The sequence below is a fragment of the Robbsia andropogonis genome, from assembly GCF_034047095.1.
GTDB classification, from domain to species: Bacteria; Pseudomonadota; Gammaproteobacteria; order Burkholderiales; family Burkholderiaceae; genus Robbsia; species Robbsia andropogonis.
The window spans coordinates 438001-455550 of sequence record NZ_CP139166.1; the positions used below are offsets into that span (position 1 = coordinate 438001).

16 protein-coding genes are annotated in these 17550 nt (G+C 61.1%); 4 read left to right on the top strand and 12 right to left on the bottom strand.

What is annotated here, in order from left to right:
- From tssK to SJQ66_RS07075, 5 genes are read right to left on the bottom strand one after another with little or no spacing between them, the layout of a single operon-like run.
- The gene (gene tssK / locus SJQ66_RS07055; RefSeq protein ID WP_320534130.1) at nt 1-1344 is read right to left on the bottom strand and encodes a type VI secretion system baseplate subunit TssK; all 1344 of its coding nucleotides are present in this window, start codon (nt 1342-1344) and stop codon (nt 1-3) included.
- Nucleotides 1341-1838: a hypothetical protein gene (locus SJQ66_RS07060; RefSeq protein ID WP_046153237.1), complete on the bottom strand. Its 498-nt coding sequence runs from the start codon at nt 1836-1838 to the stop codon at nt 1341-1343. Before SJQ66_RS07060 ends, tssK begins: the two co-directional genes overlap by 4 nt.
- Nucleotides 1835-2131 carry a hypothetical protein gene (locus tag SJQ66_RS07065; protein ID WP_157685810.1) on the bottom strand — a complete coding sequence of 99 codons (297 nt, stop codon included), beginning with the start codon at nt 2129-2131 and terminating at the stop codon, nt 1835-1837. Before SJQ66_RS07065 ends, SJQ66_RS07060 begins: the two co-directional genes overlap by 4 nt.
- A 28-nt stretch (nt 2132-2159) precedes the next feature.
- Nucleotides 2160-2546, bottom strand: a complete 387-nt coding sequence (locus SJQ66_RS07070) for a DUF4280 domain-containing protein (protein ID WP_024903348.1) — start codon at nt 2544-2546, stop codon at nt 2160-2162.
- Nucleotides 2543-3031 carry a toxin-antitoxin system YwqK family antitoxin gene (locus SJQ66_RS07075; protein ID WP_320534131.1) on the bottom strand — a complete coding sequence of 163 codons (489 nt, stop codon included), beginning with the start codon at nt 3029-3031 and terminating at the stop codon, nt 2543-2545. Before SJQ66_RS07075 ends, SJQ66_RS07070 begins: the two co-directional genes overlap by 4 nt.
- 3 nt (nt 3032-3034) lie before the next feature.
- Between SJQ66_RS07075 and SJQ66_RS07080 the strand changes: the two genes are divergently transcribed.
- Nucleotides 3035-3199, top strand: a complete 165-nt coding sequence (locus SJQ66_RS07080) for a hypothetical protein (RefSeq protein WP_320534132.1) — start codon at nt 3035-3037, stop codon at nt 3197-3199.
- A gap of 92 nt (nt 3200-3291) precedes the next feature.
- Here SJQ66_RS07080 and SJQ66_RS07085 read toward each other — a convergent pair whose 3' ends face one another.
- The 5 genes from SJQ66_RS07085 to tssE are packed head-to-tail and all read right to left on the bottom strand — an operon-like array spanning nt 3292 to nt 11705.
- Nucleotides 3292-5223, bottom strand: a complete 1932-nt coding sequence (locus SJQ66_RS07085) for a type VI secretion system Vgr family protein (protein ID WP_320534133.1) — start codon at nt 5221-5223, stop codon at nt 3292-3294.
- Nucleotides 5220-8033 carry a type VI secretion system ATPase TssH gene (gene tssH / locus SJQ66_RS07090; RefSeq protein WP_320534134.1) on the bottom strand — a complete coding sequence of 938 codons (2814 nt, stop codon included), beginning with the start codon at nt 8031-8033 and terminating at the stop codon, nt 5220-5222. Before tssH ends, SJQ66_RS07085 begins: the two co-directional genes overlap by 4 nt.
- Nucleotides 8034-8048: 15 nt before the next feature.
- Entirely contained in the window at nt 8049-9245 is a 1197-nt protein-coding gene (gene tssG, locus SJQ66_RS07095; protein ID WP_320534135.1) for a type VI secretion system baseplate subunit TssG, read from the bottom strand.
- Nucleotides 9242-11155: a type VI secretion system baseplate subunit TssF gene (tssF, locus tag SJQ66_RS07100; protein WP_024903343.1), complete on the bottom strand. Its 1914-nt coding sequence runs from the start codon at nt 11153-11155 to the stop codon at nt 9242-9244. Before tssF ends, tssG begins: the two co-directional genes overlap by 4 nt.
- Nucleotides 11148-11705 (bottom strand): type VI secretion system baseplate subunit TssE, encoded by a 558-nt coding sequence (tssE, locus tag SJQ66_RS07105; RefSeq protein ID WP_024903342.1) that lies wholly within the window; start codon nt 11703-11705, stop codon nt 11148-11150. The genes tssF and tssE overlap by 8 nt, the downstream gene beginning before the upstream one ends.
- A 233-nt stretch (nt 11706-11938) precedes the next feature.
- Between tssE and SJQ66_RS07110 the strand changes: the two genes are divergently transcribed.
- Complete coding sequence (locus tag SJQ66_RS07110; protein WP_157685005.1) at nt 11939-12283, top strand: hypothetical protein; 345 nt, start codon at nt 11939-11941, stop codon at nt 12281-12283.
- Between the two features lie 108 nt (nt 12284-12391).
- On the opposite strand, the gene SJQ66_RS07115 is transcribed toward SJQ66_RS07110, so the two are convergent.
- A complete protein-coding gene (locus tag SJQ66_RS07115; RefSeq protein ID WP_081764905.1) occupies nt 12392-13315 on the bottom strand; it encodes a transporter substrate-binding domain-containing protein in 924 nt (307 codons plus the stop codon).
- A gap of 179 nt (nt 13316-13494) precedes the next feature.
- Nucleotides 13495-14817: a citrate synthase family protein gene (locus SJQ66_RS07120; RefSeq protein WP_236693531.1), complete on the bottom strand. Its 1323-nt coding sequence runs from the start codon at nt 14815-14817 to the stop codon at nt 13495-13497.
- A gap of 397 nt (nt 14818-15214) precedes the next feature.
- Here SJQ66_RS07120 and SJQ66_RS07125 point away from each other — a divergent pair, with 397 nt between their 5' ends.
- Nucleotides 15215-16573 (top strand): MFS transporter, encoded by a 1359-nt coding sequence (locus tag SJQ66_RS07125; RefSeq protein WP_036009583.1) that lies wholly within the window; start codon nt 15215-15217, stop codon nt 16571-16573.
- A gap of 37 nt (nt 16574-16610) precedes the next feature.
- Nucleotides 16611-17549, top strand: a complete 939-nt coding sequence (locus SJQ66_RS07130; RefSeq protein WP_036009582.1) for a 2-hydroxyacid dehydrogenase — start codon at nt 16611-16613, stop codon at nt 17547-17549.
- The last annotated feature ends 1 nt before the right edge of the window (nt 17550 follow it).

A 17550-nucleotide genomic window follows, 5' to 3' on the forward strand; every position in this document is an offset into this window, starting at 1 on the left:
CTAGTCTCGTGAGAACAGCACGATTTCATGTGGTCTTTGCGCAGTCGCCCCTTCATTTGGATGACTGATCACCAGTGCTTCACCAGGAAGAATGTCTCCACGGGCGGTGTCCAGCGCATACAGCAGGTATCCCGAACCCGCCCGCACGCCGAAATCAACGACCTCATCGACGCGATGGCGCGCCGCGCCCAGTACGCGGCGCGCGCGCAGTGACGGATACAGCCCTGCCGCACCAATCACGGCGCCACCAATCCACGTGTCAAGATCCTTGTCGGACTGCCCACGCAGCCCGATGTACAAACGTGCGGGGAGTGCCGCGGTGGTTAAACCCAACGAGAACGCACCGGCCTGCAATTCGAATTTCTGTTCGCGATATTGTTGGCTGACTTCTTCAATCGTCGCATCCAACCAGTCGAGCAACGGCGCGAATACCTTCAAGGGGTCCGCATGGTCGTATGGAGGGGGGGCCGGGGGAACGGCGCCTGGTTTCAACAAGCTCAACGAACCCAGCATTCGCGATAGCGCGTAATACAACGCCAGCGGATGAAGATGGGGAGTGCGCAGCACCGCTTCGAGTTGTGGCAACTCCGTCAGAAGGCTGCGCAATCGATCTTTCCACTCCAGTTGCGTCAGGCGTTCATCGATGCGTGATGACGTGTTGGCCGTCTGTTTTGCGATGAAAGCCGCTTTCGCACGCAGTTGTGCCACCAGCGCCGCCACCCGCTGCCAGAGCCGGTTTCCCGGCGTGTGCTCCGCGCTGATTTCGAGCAGTGGTGGTAATGTATGGTCGAGTAGAAAGATGTCGTTCTCGCGTACCGCCGCGCCGAGTCGAAGACGCGTGTAATGCACCGAGGGCACGGACCCGGCATGAAGCGCAAGGTTGGGTAGCTGCAGCGACAGATCGACAGGTGGCGCCTCGGACACCTGGTCTTCGATCAATGGCCCAGGCACCGAACGAAAGCGTCGTATCGCACCTTTATGGCGCATGGTTTGCGCAACGGGCAAGGTGAGGTAGATATCGAGCGCCTGCTTATCGAGCTGCTCCGCGTGCGATTGCAACGCGATCTCGAGTGGTGCGTGCAGCGGGTTGGCACTGTCGTAATCAATGGCGGTGCCGTCGGGCAGGACGGCGTCGAGTGCAACAATGCGTAGCGCGCCGCCTGGCAGCATGCCCGGATCGATGACGATGCGGCGAACGCCCCAACTGAATGGCGAGGCCGCCAGGGTCTGCCAGCCGACCAGCGTGTCGAGCCGAGCGGACAGTTGCTGAAAATGTTGCGGCGAAAGGATCATTCCCTCGTGCCACTCGACGCGTTCGACGAGCGGCAGGCGCAGCTCCGTCATGGCAGGCTCTCCAGCGTGTAAGTGGTTGTTTTCATCGTCAGGACGAGACGGCCTTTATATATGTCGATGCGCTGGCGGTGCGCACCCGGCGAGGCATAGCGGGCGAAGACGAGCACGCCGGCCACGCGCGGGCCGGAAAAAGTGCGACGGTCCACATGGAGCGTTTCGTTTGGCACCACCTCCCAACTGCGGTAGCGAAGTGCCTTGGGATAGGTCGTGATCAGGTCTTCGCGATCCTGAAACCATTGTGTCGCCCGCAGCGACAGCAACTTGTCCAGAATCGCAGGGTCACTGACCATCACGATGTCGATGGCCACCGGGCTGTCGTTGTTGGCGTCTTGTGCCGCGATCAACGTCACCTCGCGCCAGTCCACGCGATGGCCCTTCATGCCGAACATCGCGCAGCCACTGAATGCCATGCACAGTAGCGCCGCGCAAAGTAGCGCCCTGCACGACGACGCACGACACCGGCTAGTAACGGAAAGAGGCATCATGGCCGCTCCGTATCCGTGGCGACACTGTCGGACACTGTGGACGGCGTTGCTGCGTCATCGTGGGTGACGACACCTGTGGCGTCATTGCACCCTTCAGGTGACAAGGTGGCAGCGGGTGGTGTGGGCAACGTATCGGCGGCTGCAGCCGTGGCGGCACCTATTATCCCGTTGCCGGGCAGGCCGAATCGCGTACCGATCTGCATGCCGAGCAGGAACACGACGATGGAGAACAGCAGCGCGCATGCGCCGGCGATACCAGCCATTCGAGACGTCATCGTGAAAACGAGCGGCATGACGATGCTCCTGTAGCGTAACGTTGCGTTATGGCAGCGTGGTTGTAAATTGCGCCGGTGTCACGACGCGGATCAGTCCACCCCAGGAACACATCGCTATCGACGCATCCTGCAACGCCGGAACATTGCCGATCGATACGGCGGGCGAGCCCGGCACCCAGGGCGTCAGGGTATTGGGCAGGCAGGGCGCGGGAGTCGGGACGCCGAGTGCGCTTGCCGTCGCGATCGCGACCATGGGGTTGGACGGGCAGTTGCACATGCCGAAGGACGGTATGTTGACAAGGGGCAGATGATCGGCGATCGTCGCCGCCGGTGTGCCGCTTACCACGCGTTTGAACAACGGCACGCCCAGGGTGCTTTGCACCTGACCAAATGCACATCGCAACTGGGCACCGGCGGTAACCAAATGCGTCATGAGCGGCTCATCCATTTTTTGGTGTCGCGTGTGGCGGCGGGCTGTGACGATGCGGATGCAGGGACGGCCGGCGAGGCAGGCGCTTGTGCCGCCGGCAACGCCTTGCCCGCCTGGTCGAATCGTTGCCAGTCCTCTACCCGTTGGCCATCGCGGTAGACGGTGCGTTCTCGAAGGCCGCCATCGGGCCAATAACGCCTTACGGTTCCGTGCAGCATTCCGGCGCGATAGACCGTGTCTTGCGTGACGTTGCCATCGGCATCGAAGTCCCGGCAGGGACCATCGAGCATGCCGTCGCGATAGACGGCAATGCGTGCGGGGCGACCTTCGTTGAAGAACCGTGCTTCACCGTCGAGCTTGCCTTGCCAGTACGGCAAGATCGCGGTAACGACGCCCCCCGGTCCGAAGCAGCGGGTCTCGCCATGCTGGACACCCTGCACGAAGACCTGACGCGCGACCGGCTGCCCAGCCTGATACAGCATCGTCACGCCATGCTGCTGGTCACCCCGATAGTCCGCGCGTCGCAGGCATTAGCCGTCGGCATCGAAATGTTGCATCTCGCCATGCCGCTGCCCGTTTCGGTAACAGGTCCGCGCAACCAGCTGTCCATCCTGGCTGAAGTGTTGCACCTCGCCTTCGAGAGGCCTGTCGTATGACGGCGCGCGATGCACTACACGCTCCGCGTCGTCGTTCTGTTCCACTACATGGGTGGCGGGATACGTTGGAAACGAGAGGGGCATGGCGTGCATTAGTTGATCGACACGAGGCCGCCTCGCAATGTCAGCAATCCGCCGCCGTCCACCGTTTGGGCGGCACCGGCCTTGCTCTCGATCGTCGGTGCTTCATTTGTCATGGTCGTGCCGGCTTTGTGCGGCGCCGAGGTCCCTGCCGTGGCGGTCAACGCAGTGCCGGCGATCGTCGAGAATGTGGTGCCCGAGCGCAATGCGACGGCGCCCTTGACATCGATCGTTAGATTGCCCGATATCGTCAGCGTCATATTGCCTTCGACCGCATGATCCAGATTCGCGTGGTTTGTGCGGATCTCGGCGCCGGTCACCGCCACCTCCCGGGTGCCCTTGACGCGCAGCGTATCGTTGCCGGTTTCGAGCGTGGTCGTGCGATTGCCTTTTTTCAAGATGCGGGTTTCGTTGCCCGCAACGAGGAGGGTGGCGAGATCATTTTCGATATCCACCTGCATGTCCTTCTGTGCGTGCATGAAAAACTGTTCGGATTCGTGCTTGTCTTCCAGTCGTATCTCGTTTCCGGCGTTGCCGTTTTTCGACGAGCGCGTCCGGATGACGCTTTGCGTCTGCGCGCCGGGCAACGTAACCGGCGGGGACTGTGTATCGTTGTAGACGCTACCGGTGATCAACGGACGGTCCGGATCACCATCGATATAACTGACCAGTACTTCCTGCCCGATACGAGGCAGGAACAGATGTCCCCAGCCCTGGCCGGCCACTGTTTGCGCCACGCGTATCCAGCAAGAGGACGTTTCGTCATGCTTGCCGTGCTGGTCCCAGTGGAACTGCACCTTGACCCGGCCCAACGTGTCCGACCAGATTTCCTCGCCGTGTGGCCCGACCACAATCGCGGTATGCACGCCAAAGACGCGGGGCCGAGGCGTCCGCAATGGCGCGCGAAAGATCGTAATGGCGTCGAAGGACTCGAATGCATTCGAATACGCGCGATCGGTTGCGTGGTGCGTGACGGCGCGTAGCACATGGGCAGTGTTCAATGCGTCCCGCGGATGCCCGGCCACGGTGAAGCGGCCGCCGGCGCGCATGGCGTGATATCGGCTCGCGCCCTGCGCGGTGAGGCTGCCGGCCTGCTGCGCATCAAGGTGGATCCGTGCCAGCCGGGTACCGTCGGTGACGCTGCGATGGCGGCCTGGATAGACGTACCGGGAACCACGGCCACCACTATGCGACGTCTCGGCGCCCAGTGCCGTTGCCGACGCCTGGTAGTCGTAGTCATTGAGCATGACGCGCTGTATGACAAGTGTGTTGACGAGGTCGAATTGGGTGAGCGCGTTGATGGGCGGCACGGGCACGTCTTCCGGCGCAAACGTCAGCGCGTCTGTTTGTGCCAACGGCTGGTGTGCCGACGGACTATCGGCAAGCACCATCGTGTGTGCATTTTGCGTGTAGGTGAAGAAGTAAAAGATGCCTTCTTCTTCCATGAGCCGCGAGATGAATGCAAACGGCGCTTCGTCATAGCAGACGCAGTAGTCCCGGACGGGATAGGTGCCGGTCAACTTGTCTTCGAATGTGATACCGCCCGCGCGCAACACCTGTTTGACGATGTCGACCACAGACTGGTCTTGATAAATCAGGCGGTCCGTGCCCAAGGTCAGCAGGTATGCGCGCGGCGCCATGTCAGCCAGGTAGGTGGCATCGCGATTTTCACCATTGCGGTTGCAGCCGGCGTGCAGGAAACGCGTGACCACGCCGTTGAAATAGCGGATGGGCGCGGTGCCCTGGGACAACGTGACGGTGACCGGTACGCCGATAATGCGAGCCGGGTCCAGATTGGCATCGTTCGCCTGCATCGTCAGTTGAAACTGAAACAGCTCCGACATGGCTTCGCGTCCACTGAATTGCGCAAGCCGCAGCACATCCTCCCCGAACGGCGTACTGACGGACAGATACTGGCCAGCCTGGGTAAACAAGTCGCTCATCGCAACGACCTCTGCGGATGCCGCATCGAGAACGCAAAGGCATAGCCACCGGTTGCGTTCATCGTCATGCGCACCGTGTCGAACGGCTCATCCACCGATATGCGTTCGAGCACCATGCGTGATAATTCCGGCAGGACCATTTGCGTCAGAATGAAATCGATATTGCGCGCGCCGCTGTCCACTTCGGTGCAGCGGCGGGCAATGGCATCGGCCACCTCCGCGCTCCAACCAAAATCCGCGCGATGGTGGCGTGCGAAACGATCGATCAGCGTCGACAGCTTCAGCGTGACGATCGCGCGGATCTGTTCGTCACCTAGGGGGTAGTAAGGCACCAGGACCAGTCGGCCGACAAACGCCGGACTGAAACGTTGCTGCAACGCCGGGCGCAGCAGTGCATTCAGGGTAGTCGGGTCCGGGCGCTGCGTGTTGCGGCAGGCATCGGTGATGACGTCCTGCGCCGCGTTGGACGTGAGCAGGATGACGGTGTTGCGGAAGTTAATGGCAACCCCTTCACCATCTTCCATGATGCCTTTGTCAAACACCTGGAAGAACAATTCCAGCACATCCGGGTGTGCTTTTTCCATTTCGTCCAGCAGTACGACGCTATAAGGGCGACGCCGTACGGCCTCCGTCAGCACGCCGCCGCGACCATAGCCGACGTAGCCTGGCGGCGCGCCCTTCAGGCCGCTGACGCTATGCGCTTCCTGGAACTCGGACATGTTGACGGTAATCAGATTGCGCTCGCCCCCGTAGAGAATGTCAGCCAGCGCCGTCGCGGTTTCCGTCTTGCCCACACCGCTCGGCCCGACCAGCATGAACACGCCTACCGGCTTCCCAGGGTCGTCCAGGTTCGCCCGCGAGGTGTGGATGCGACGTGCAATCGCATCAAGCGCCTGGGGCTGCCCGATCACGCGCTCGGACAGTTTCGATTTGAGATGCAAGACCGTGTGCATTTCATCGGCCAGCATTCGGCCGACCGGTATGCCCGTCCATCCTGAAATAACGTCGGCGACAATCGAGGCATCGACACAGACCGGTACCAGCGGCTCGTCATTCTGGATTGATTCGAGGCCTTTTTCCAGACGATGCAAATGGACGGCGAGATCGGCGTCGCTATCGTTGTCACCGAGCGGTTCGCTGTTTTCTTTGCGGCCTTTGTCCTTTTGGAAAGTCGTGTCGTGCGCGTCGATCTCAGGTTGACCGGTCGCGTCTATCGGCGCATCGACTGGTTCGCTATTCTGCTTTTCGACGCTATCTCGAAAATGTGCCGCGATGCGGCGGCGCATGGCAAGGATTTCATGTACCACGGCTTTTTCCGCAAGGAGTTTTTCGGATAGTTTCCGATGCCGCAGCCGCGCCTCGTCGCGTTCGCTCGCCAAGTCGACAAGCTGGTGCTCGCGATCCATGCCCGTGGCTGCCTCGTGTCGCGCAATACGGATCTGGTTCTCCAGGCTTGCGACAGTTCGTTGCAATACCTCGACTTTCGCCGGGGTGCCGGCCTGCCCGATTGCCACGCGCGCGCAGGCGGTATCAAGTACGCTCACGGCCTTGTCCGGCAGTTGCCGCCCGGAGATATAACGTTGCGATAAGCGGACCGCTTCACATACGGCTTCGTCGAGGATCTCGACGTTGTGGTGCGCCTCCAGTTTGGCGACCACTGCACGCAGCATGTCTATCGCGGCGGTTTCGTCCGGCGCGTCGACCTTGACGACTTGGAACCGGCGGGCGAGGGCGGGATCGCGTTCGACGTACTTCTTGTATTCGGCCCAGGTGGTGGCGGCGATCGTCCGCAACTCACCGCGCGCCAGCGCCGGCTTCAACAGGTTTGCCGCGTCTCCCTGGCCTTCAGCGCCGCCTGCGCCAATCAACTGATGCGCTTCGTCGATAAAGAGAATGATCGGAACCGGGGATGCCTTGACTTCGGCGATGACGGATTTCAACCGATTTTCGAATTCGCCTTTGATGCCGGCGCCTGCTTGCAGCAGGGCGAGGTCCAGCGAGCGCACGCGGACCTGTTGCAACGCCGATGGCACGTCGCCGTCCGCGACACGCTGTGCGAAGCCTTCCACCACCGCGGTCTTGCCCACGCCGGCGTCTCCGGTGAGGATCGGATTGTTTTGCCTGCGCCGCAACAACACGTCGACAAGCTGTCGTATTTCCGCGTCGCGTCCGGTTACCGGGTCGATGCCGCCGTCGGCGGCGAGCCGGGTCAGGTCGATCGTGAACTGATCGAGGGATGGCGTGACGCCAACTCTGCCGATATCCCGCGACGGCAGCCCACCGGCCGCGCTGGCGACCGGTCCGGACAGTGCGCCGGCGCGTGGTGAACCGGCGGGCCCCGGCATGCCGCCAAGGATCGACGGCAAGCCTTCCCGCAAACGATTTCGCGGTATCTTCAGCAGGCTAGGACAGGATTCGAGCAAAGTGCCGCGAAGGATGTCTACTTCGAGTGCCGCGAGCATCAACGTACCGGCGCGCACCTGTTGCTGCCCCAGCAGTAGCGACGACAGTAGCCACGCCTCCTGAAATAATGGCGCGAAATGTGGCGAGAGTGCCGGCGTACGGCCATTCCCTCGCTTGAAAAGATCGACCGCGTCCTGCAATTGTTTTTCGACCAACTCGCGTCTGACATCGAAGACGCGCAGGATTTCCAGAAAATCCGGAACATCGGCGCGCAACAGATGTAGCAGCAGATGCTCCACTTCAACATTGAAATGGGTCTGTTGGACGCAAAGTTCGGCGGCTTTCTCCATCCCGTGTTTGCATTCGGGGTCGAGCCTTGCTAGCAGTTCGCGAATGTCGACTTGCATGTTTTGTCCGATGGGCTAGGCGATAGACCGGTCGCTCAAGGTCAGGCGCGCAGCGGGCAACGCACCCGTCAATTCCGTGCGGTGTGCCAACCATGAGGACCATCCGAGCCGCATTGGTTCCGTCGCCGTCAACCGAACCGGCTGCGCGGCTTTCAGCATCAGGCGCAATACCAGATGTACGTCCATCGGCGATTGCAGATATCGGCGTACCAGCCAGACCATCAGCGCATGCGTCTCGCCGCCGGGCAGGAACGCATCGTAGCGTGCGCGGTCGTGCAGCACGCAGGCTAATTCGATACCCGCTGATTGATCCCAGAATCGCTGACCGAGCCCGCATTGACCGTCGAGACGGATGGTCGTGCCATATTCGCTGCCGGATGTCGCGGCGTTGCCGGCGTCGTGCGATGGCGTGCGATCACCCAGTGTCAACGGGGAAGCGCGATCCAGCGGTACCCATGCGCCAACGAACTGCCTGGCGGTGAATGCCGTGCCCAGCCGGTCATGCAGCAGCGTGAGCAAGCCGATAATCGACCGTGGCGCCGCGCCTAGCAGTCCCGCATGTTGCAGCCACGGCCGCGGTCCGGCGTCCCCCGGCGCGGCGGGGTCCCCAAGATTGGCCAGCGCGGCGGCGCTACGAACCAACGGTGCGTCCCGTAAAGGCGCCGTGTGCAACGATGCCGTATGTTTCTTTCGGCTCCGATAAAGAAATGACAAGAAGCGATGGTGGAAGATATCGAGAAATGCCCCGGTGGCATGATCGCGGGCAGCGTTACGCTGGAGGATCAGCTCCGTGAACGCCACCGGCAACGGCCCCTGAACGCCAGCCAGAGACATCACCGGGGTGGACAGCAGGTAGGCGGGATCCGGCGTCGAGGTCGGGCGCGTTGCGTATCGCGCCGTCCCCGCTCGCACCGTGTGAATATCGGCGCATGGGAACCGCAGCGCGATATACGCGCTGAAACGCACGCCTTCGTTGCGGCCATCGCCCGTTCCCAGCGCGACCCTGCGATCGTCTTCCCGGGTTGCCGCGCGTTCGAGAAGGCTGATCGCCTGGAACAGGTTGTAGCGGTACGGCGCGGCCAGCAAATGCGAAACGCGGGCCGCAAGCGGCGTTGCGGGTGATCGCGTCAACAGCGCGCCGTCATCGTCGCTTGTTGCATCCTCGCCGGTTTCATGCGGTGCAACCGCGTCGAGAGCAATGAGCGTGTTCATAGCAGTTGCTGCAAGCCACTCATCGGTGGCCATTTCTTCCACGTTTCATCCCTGCCGCGCGACACCAATTGCACGAAGGCGTTGATCGATGTGTACATTGCAAAAAAACGACTGAGCACGGCGCTGAGCAGAAGTGGCGAACTGCCTACGAAAGCGTCGGCATCGAATTGCAGGACGATCTCGGTGCCGCGACAAAAGCCACGCCAGCCGTCATGTCCGATATGCGCGGTGGTCGGACGTGTGCCGACGCGGCGGATGCCGTGTATTTGTTTCTGGTTGCGCTCGCTCTGAGTGGCGAACAGCATCAGCAAATCGTGCAGCCAGGCGGCGTGCTGGTCGTCTGTCGCGGCCTTGCCGTGCGCAGGCGAGGTATGCTGCCCGTCGGCTGGGTGCGTATGTGATGCTGACCTGTTTCCTTGTAGCAGGGATTGGTAGTTCAGTGTCAGCAGCGATACAAGATGCCAGAGCGTGGCACTTCCAAGCGGCGGATCGAATTGGGATGTCGGGGCGTAAAGGCAATGTGCGCGAACATGCTGGGAGACGGCTTCGAGCAACAGTGTCGCGCCGCGGGTCACTTGTTCCGGCAGGCGACGGTTGGTACAGATCACGGTTGCATAGACGGTCTGTTCCGCAGGGGCGGCTGGCGTATTGTCGTGATCGGAAAATGCAAGATAGATTTCCGTGCCGGACAGGTCCACGCGTAACGCGCGTTCGCGGCGCGCGCTCCATCGTACCCCGGCATCGGGCGTCACCGCTTTTGCGCCATTGCCCGTCAGCGGCGGGATCGTCATCGTGCTGTCCGACAGCGGGTCGATGCCGATAACGGATTCGACGGAATAGATCTCGGTTTGCGCATGGTTGCGCTGATCCGCGACAAGGTGATATTCGTACTGCCGCTGGTCGACGACGATCGGCTCGCTGGTACGCGAGAAAAGATTGATGGCCGGCACGCAGCCGAGCACGAAATTCGCGGCATGCACGGCAAGCGCCGCACCCGCGTTCGATGTCAACGTTGCGTCACCGGTGCGCGACAGCGTGGTCGTCAGGCGTAATACGATATCGACATGGCGCCCTCTGCCCAGCGCACCATCTGGCACGGTCAGATCGAAAAAAAGAAACTTGCGCGGAAACGCGAAGTATTCTTGCAATAACGTATAAGGCAAGTAAGCATGGTCCGGTGGTGCCAGTACCGTTTCATCGGGTGCGAAGCCGACTTCGCGCCATGCCGATGCGGGCAGCATCGTGTTCTGCGGCTCGACTGTCGATAGAGGGTCATCGCGCATCGAGGTTGGCGCGGCATGGATCTCCACCCCCCGGATATTTGCAATCAGCAGGTCGTACAGTGGCATTGTTTCAGTCCAATCGCCATTCAGATGGAATCTCAGCGAGTGGATATCCAGTTCTGAAAAATCGGTGTCGTCACTGGTCGCCAACGTCAGCCGCAACGCATCGGTACCTTCGAAATAAGCGTCTACGACTGTTACAGGCCATAATATGCAGTCCCATGCAGTACGGAAGCGACATGACGCGTCATGCGTGGTGCGCACTTGCATTTCGGTATGGCGCGGCACGCGGTAACCCGCGGTGACCTTGCCTTGCGCCGGATCAAGCGCCATCCGTGCAATCGTCATCGAAGGCACCGGTTGACCGAGCGAGGGACAGGCGTTGGCAAGCAGTGCGGCAGGTACTTGCGGAAAAGATTGATCGAGATCGCGATGCACGCGTGCCGCGAGAAAGGCGCTGGCCTCGATCAGCCGCTCGACGTGCGGGTCGCGCACATCGTCGCCGTGTAGCGCGAGGCTGTTGGCGACCTTCGGATAGCGCTGCGCGAAGGCGCTGCCTTGTTCGCGAAGATAGCCGAGTTCGCGTTTGTAATAATGCAGCAGATCGTCGGATGGCGTGTCATGCATCGCGTGAGTCCGTTGGCAACGCTTGGGTGTCGGGCTGCATGGCCGCGTCGGGTCGAGGAGGGGAGTTGGCGTTCGCCCTGGAAGCCGCGTTATCCGGTCCGGTTCCGGCTTCTGGTGCGATGTGCCCGCTCGTACTCATCGCAAATGTCGTGCGCTGTTGCGCCCGTTGCCCCCACAGCATGCCTTCTATGCGGACTCGCGCATCAGCGCCGCGCTCGGGAGTAGGGGTGATCTCCACGGTCACGTCATGCAGGCGTGGCTCAAAGACGGAGATCGCATGCCGGATCGCTTTTGCCAGCATGGCGCGATCATGGATCGACGCCATTGTCATGGCGGAACTGTCTGGGATCCCGTAGTCGAGGAGATCCGCGGCTTCCGACACGAAGACGTCAAACGGCAAGCGCGAGCGACTGGAAAGCAGGCGCTGTAATTCGTGAAGGATGGATTGCTTCAGAAAGGTGTCTGCCACGTGCGGACGTGTTGCCGCGTGTGCTGGCAGGGCGAGGCGATCGAAAAGCGGCAGGCTGGCAGCAAAGGAATTTTTGGGCATCGAATCACGCGGGTCTAATGAAACGCTTCCCCTACACAGGTAGCCTGTCTGTGCGGCGTGCCGTGAAAAAGTTCCATTTCGCCAACGGTGCGCGGACGTGCATCGGGCTGAATATCGCGCATCTGCCGCGGGACCGAGCGGCGAAGCATTATAATTTGCCCATAGCACGGTGTTCGTGTCCGCGTTTTGCGCGTGCGCACCGAATTTACCCCCTCCGTGATGACTGTCGTTTTATGAATTTTTGGGAAGACGTGTGGCGTCAGACGCCACTCCAATTGTCGGATTTCCCGGTGCTGAAGGTCACTGACGACCACCATGATGGCTGGCTGGCATTCTGTATCATGTTGACGATGCCGGACCACTGGCACGCCAGGGAACGGCGCAACGCGGCCGAACGCGGCCGGCGCGAGCTCGCTCAGGCCATCGAGACCGCATGCCACATAGACATCGACGATCCGACACGGGTGTCGATCGTGAGCATGGGGAATGCCAGCGTCAGTCTGTCATTGCTGGTATCGTTCCGGGACGCGCCGGACGCCGCGCGATTCGCGGCGGTCGCGAAGGTCTTCATGGGGTAGGCGCACCGCATGATTCCGCCGTGCCGTGCTGCGCCCGCTGCCTGGCACGCCCGAGGGCGCCGACGCACGCGACGTACTGCACGCCGCGCAGGCGAGGGGAGACGACTGTTATTGCAGCGGCTTGTCGTTCGGTTGGGTATTGAGCGCTCTTACGTCGTCGCTCATCGGAAAATCGAGATTAACGTTCTTTGGCGGCGTGGGTGACATGAACCATTTCGTGTAGCTCGCCGTCTGTACTCCGGAGTGCTGCCGTTCCGCGATAACGCTATCCACTAATTTCTTGAAGGCCGTGTCCCCCTTCGGCATCATGCAGCCATACGCTTCGCGCGACATCGGCGTACCCACTATTTTCCAGTTCGCGGGCTTGTGCGCCGTGGCGCGATAGCCTGCCAAGACGGGATCGTCCATCATATATGCCGCCACCCGCCCGGTCTCCAGGATCAGGAATGCCGAGGCAGCATCGACTGAACTGACCACATTCATATGCAGGCTCTTGGTTTCGTTGAGCCCTCGCAGCAAACGCTCCGATGTACTGCCCGCGACCGTCACCACGCTCTTACCCTTTAAATCGGGGAAATCGTTGATCGATGACGACGTTGGCACCAGCAGGCGGGTGCCGATGACGAAGAACGTATTGCTGAAATTGACCTGATTTTCTCGTTCGACATTATGTGTGGTCGAACTGCATTCGAACTGGATCTGGTTGTTCTGCACCAACGAGATCCGATTCTGCGAGGTGATAGGCAATTCTTTTACGGCCAGATTGGGCATATGCAACCTCTGCTTGATCGCATCGACGATGGCCATGCTGAGGTCCATCGAGAATCCCATATAGTGACCGTCCTCGCCAAGATACGAGAACGGAAACGAGTTGTCGCGCACCCCCATGGTGATGACGCCGGATTGCCGGATACCGTCGAGCGTCGGCCCGTCCGCGTCCACCGCATGCGCGTTCGGGGACAGCAGAGCAAAGGCAAGCACGATAGTGGGCAGCAAAGGGGGAGTAAACCGCAATAGCGAGCAGCGCGACATGGCCATCCTTGTGGAAGTACGGATAAGGTGAGGGATCAGCGAGGCATCGTTGCCGGACAAATCCCAAAAATCCAGGGTGTCAAAAAGATTCGCTGTTTTCGCGTCGCAAAATGGTCGAGATGTTCGACCTGCTGGCGGCGGTCGACGGTGCCTGGATGGTGATGGCGTAATAAACCTCGTCAGGAGGACGGTTCCTCGGCTATTGGAGGTCCCAGGTAATGCGCACGCGGACGCAGCAGCGTGCCACTGTTGACTTGTTCCATCGCATGCGCCATCCAGCCGACGCTGCGTCCGATGGCAAACAGGGCAAACGCGGCGTCATCGGGCAAGGCGCAATACTCGGCCAGCGCCACCAGCGCGACGTCAATGGTCGGTTTTCGGCTAGTACGCCGATCCACGTATTCGATGGTTGCGCGAATCACATCGGGCACCGGAAACGCGGCCAGCAGAGAGGCCGCCCGCGGATCCCCTTGTGGATAGAGTGGATGCCCGAAGCCGCTCAGCGGCGCCGTGGCGGGATCGCTGGCGGTCAGCGCCGCCCCAATGCGGTTTTCCACACCGTCCCGCGCGGCCTCATCGAGAAAGCGGCGGACCCTTTCCGGGGCGCCGCCATGCCGGGGGCCGGACAATGCAGCCAGACCTGCCAACGCACACGCACCCAACGAGGCACCCGTGGACGCGGTGACGCGCGCGGCAAAGGCCGATGTGGTGAGTTCCTGGTCTGCGAGCAATACCAGGGCACGACGCAAGAGATCGGCATGCCGATCGGCTCGCCATGCCGCGGCGATACGCAGGTGTAATGCGCGCATGTCGAGCACCTGCCGCGGCCTGCCTTTCTTCTCCGGCGCGTTTGCCGTCGCGGTGACATCGAATGGGACAAATCCGCTCGCCAGTCGACCGACAAGGCGTGCGGCTTCGCCAAGCATATCGGGAAAACCCTGGGTATCCGAGGGTACGCCTTCGGCTGCGGCGCGTCCCAGCATCGCATAGGCGCGTGCGCAGGACGGGGGCATGCCGCCCTGCGGCCAGTCGCTTGAAAAATATGGCGGCGTGCGCGAGCACGTGTCGCGATCACCGATGATATCGTTGCGATTGGATCGAAGCGACAAAGCTGGCCTTCCAGCTTGTCCGTCCGCCTCGCCCCACCACAGCCGTTGCGCGGTTTCCTCTAGCGTGTCTGTCTCGGAAAGCTGGATGGCATCAAGACCCCGGTAATAGAGCCGCCCACGGACAACGGTGGAGATACGTGTACTGACGATGGGTTCGCCCCACGCCATCGTACTTGCGGCGATTGTCGTGCGGGCGCGTCCGCGATTGCGTTTGTGGAGTAAAGCCCGCACGTCGGAGGCGGAATAGCGGTTGCGCCCCACGCGCGACGGGTCGCGGCGGACTTCGATCTGGCCTCGGCTAACGTAGGCGTAGAGGGTCTGCTGGCGGACGTCCAACGCAGCGCACGCCTCCTCCTGCGTCATCCAGTCCTTGACGTTGATTGAATCAATCAAGATTGACGCTCATTGGGCAGACCAGTTTAATGCACTAACGGACTGTCTTGCGATGGTCTAAAAAAAGACGACCCGCTACGACGAGAGTGGGCAACTACACAATATAAGAAAAATGGCGGAGCGTGTCGGCACGCGTCGCCAAGACGGAGACATCAACATGATGAGAAAGCGCCAGCCTTCGGCTTCCGTGCGCCGTTTCCTCGCGAGCGGCCCATTCCTGCCAAACCTTGCCTGTCCACCGCTGGACCCCTGAACGCCGCTCGTCCGAACCATTTATTCGATGCGAGCTCACCGCACGCGAGCTTGCCACGTACGGCATGCCATTCGCTTTCGTGACCAGCATGGGATGCGATACCGGTCGGTCCCGCCGGCCTGGAAATTTCCAAGGAGGAGCAGCATGTTTTCCAACAATACGACCCATGCCGTGTCGTCGTCCGCGGCGGTGCGTGCCACGCACACGCGATACGGGATCCTTGCCGCCATTCTGCTATTGGCCACGATCGCCTACGCCGATCGCGCCATCCTATCGATCTCCGGACCAGGCATTGCCAAGGAGTTTGGGCTCAACCACATCCAGTTGGGCTATATATTGTCCGCATTCAGCTGGGCCTACGTGATCGGCCAGATTCCGGGTGGCCTGCTGCTCGACCGCCTGGGCACCAAGACAGTGTACGGCGTGACGTTGATTCTGTGGTCCATCGCGACGATTCTAGTCGGCGTGGTCGGGAAGATCACGACGGACCTGTCCGCGGCGCTCAGCCTCCTGTTTGCATTACGTTTCGCGCTTGGTTTGATCGAAGCCCCCAGCTTTCCAGCGAACGGCCGCGTCACGGTGATGTGGTTTCCGAAGTCCGAACGGGGTTTTGCCACGTCGTTGTTCGCCTCGGCATCGTATTTCGCCGTGGCGATTTTCTCGCCACTGGCGGGGTGGTTGGTACAGCACTATGGCTGGGCGGCGCCATTCTTTACGTTGGGCGTGATTGGCCTCGCCGCGGCGGTGTTGTGGTATGCGGTCATGCATGAGCCGCGCAAGCATCCGCGTGTCTCGGCCAGCGAGCTGGACCTGATGGTTGCCGGTGGCGCGATGATCGATATCGACGCGTCACACGAACGACGTGCACGCCCGGCGATGTCGTGGGGCCTCGTGCCGATGTTACTGGGCAATCGCATGCTGTGGTGTGCCTATATCGGGCAATATTGCACGATTGCATTGAGCTATTTTTTCATCACCTGGTTCCCAATCTACCTGGTCCAGGCACGAGGCATGAATATCGTCAACGCGGGCTTCGCGACGATGGTCCCGGCCGTTTTTGGTTTTCTCGGCGGCATCGCGGGCGGTGTCATCTCGGATATGCTGATCCGAATGGGGTGGAGCATTTCATGGGCACGCAAGACACCGTACATTGTCGGCATGATGGTCGGGTGCTCGCTGGTGCTGTCCGCCTATGTTGACAGCAACGTACTGATCGTCGCCCTGATGGCGTTGGCGTATTTTGGTAAAGGGGCGGCCGCGGGTGCCGGCACCTGGGCCGTCGTCAGCGACACGGCGCCCCGCGAAGCCGTGGGGCTGGCGGGCGCGGTGTTCAATTGCGTGGGGAACATCGGGGGCATCGTGACTCCGATCGTGTTTGGCTACATCGTGCAACTGACCGGTGGCTATACGGTCGGCCTGTACTTCGTTGGCGCGCACTGCTTGCTCGCGGCCATTGTGTATCTGTGCTTCATGGGTAAAATCGAGAGAGTCAAGATGCGCTGAATGCACATCGCCTTATTCCTCCATTCATTCTATCGATATGACAAAGCCCATTATTCTTAATGCCGCGGACTTGCCGGAATGGACGCATGACGAGTTAAATGCATATTTTTCCGTCCGCGACTTGCCCAGGCACGCGGATCAGGTGGCCGCTTTTCTACGCGAGCATGGTCGGTCGATTCGTGGCATCGCACTGCGAAAGACGAAAATCGATGCCGCGTTTCTGGATGCGATGCCGGAGTTGGAAGTCATTTCCAGCTATAGCGCCGGACTTGATAATGTCGACGTGGCGGCGGCACAGGCTCGTGGCATCAAGATCGAGAATACCTCGCATATTCTTGCCGAAGACGTTGCGAACACCGCCGTGGCATTGGCCCTGGCAGTCACACGGCGCCTCGTCGATGCCGACGCTTTCGTGCGCGCCGGGTCATGGTCTGAGCATGTGGCATTTCCGCTGGGCAGGTCGATATCGCGGATGAAAGTAGGTGTCGTGGGGTTAGGCGCAATTGGTTCCGCGGTGGCGAAGCGCCTTCAGGCGCTGGGTGCCGAAGTGGCTTACTTCGGGCCGAACCGTAAGCCGGTCGATCTCCCGTATTACGATGACATCGCACGCCTGGCCGCGGATTCGGATATGTTGATCTTGACTTGCCCATTGTCCGAGGCGACGCATCATCTCGTGAACGCGCGCGTCATCACCGCCCTGGGTCCTCGCGGCTATATCGTCAACGTCGCGCGTGGCCCCGTGATTGATGAAAAGGCGCTGGTCGCTGCCTTCGCGAACAACGCGCTTGCCGGTGCCGCGCTTGACGTGTTCGAGTACGAACCGTCGGTGCCGGAGGCGTTCATCCAGGATCGCCGTCTCGTTCTGGCGCCGCATATCGGCTCGGGAACCGAGGAAACCCGTCGGGCGATGGCCGAGAATGTCGTAGATGCATTGGCGCGGCATTTCGGCGTCGCGGGGCCGCGCTCGAAAAGCTGAT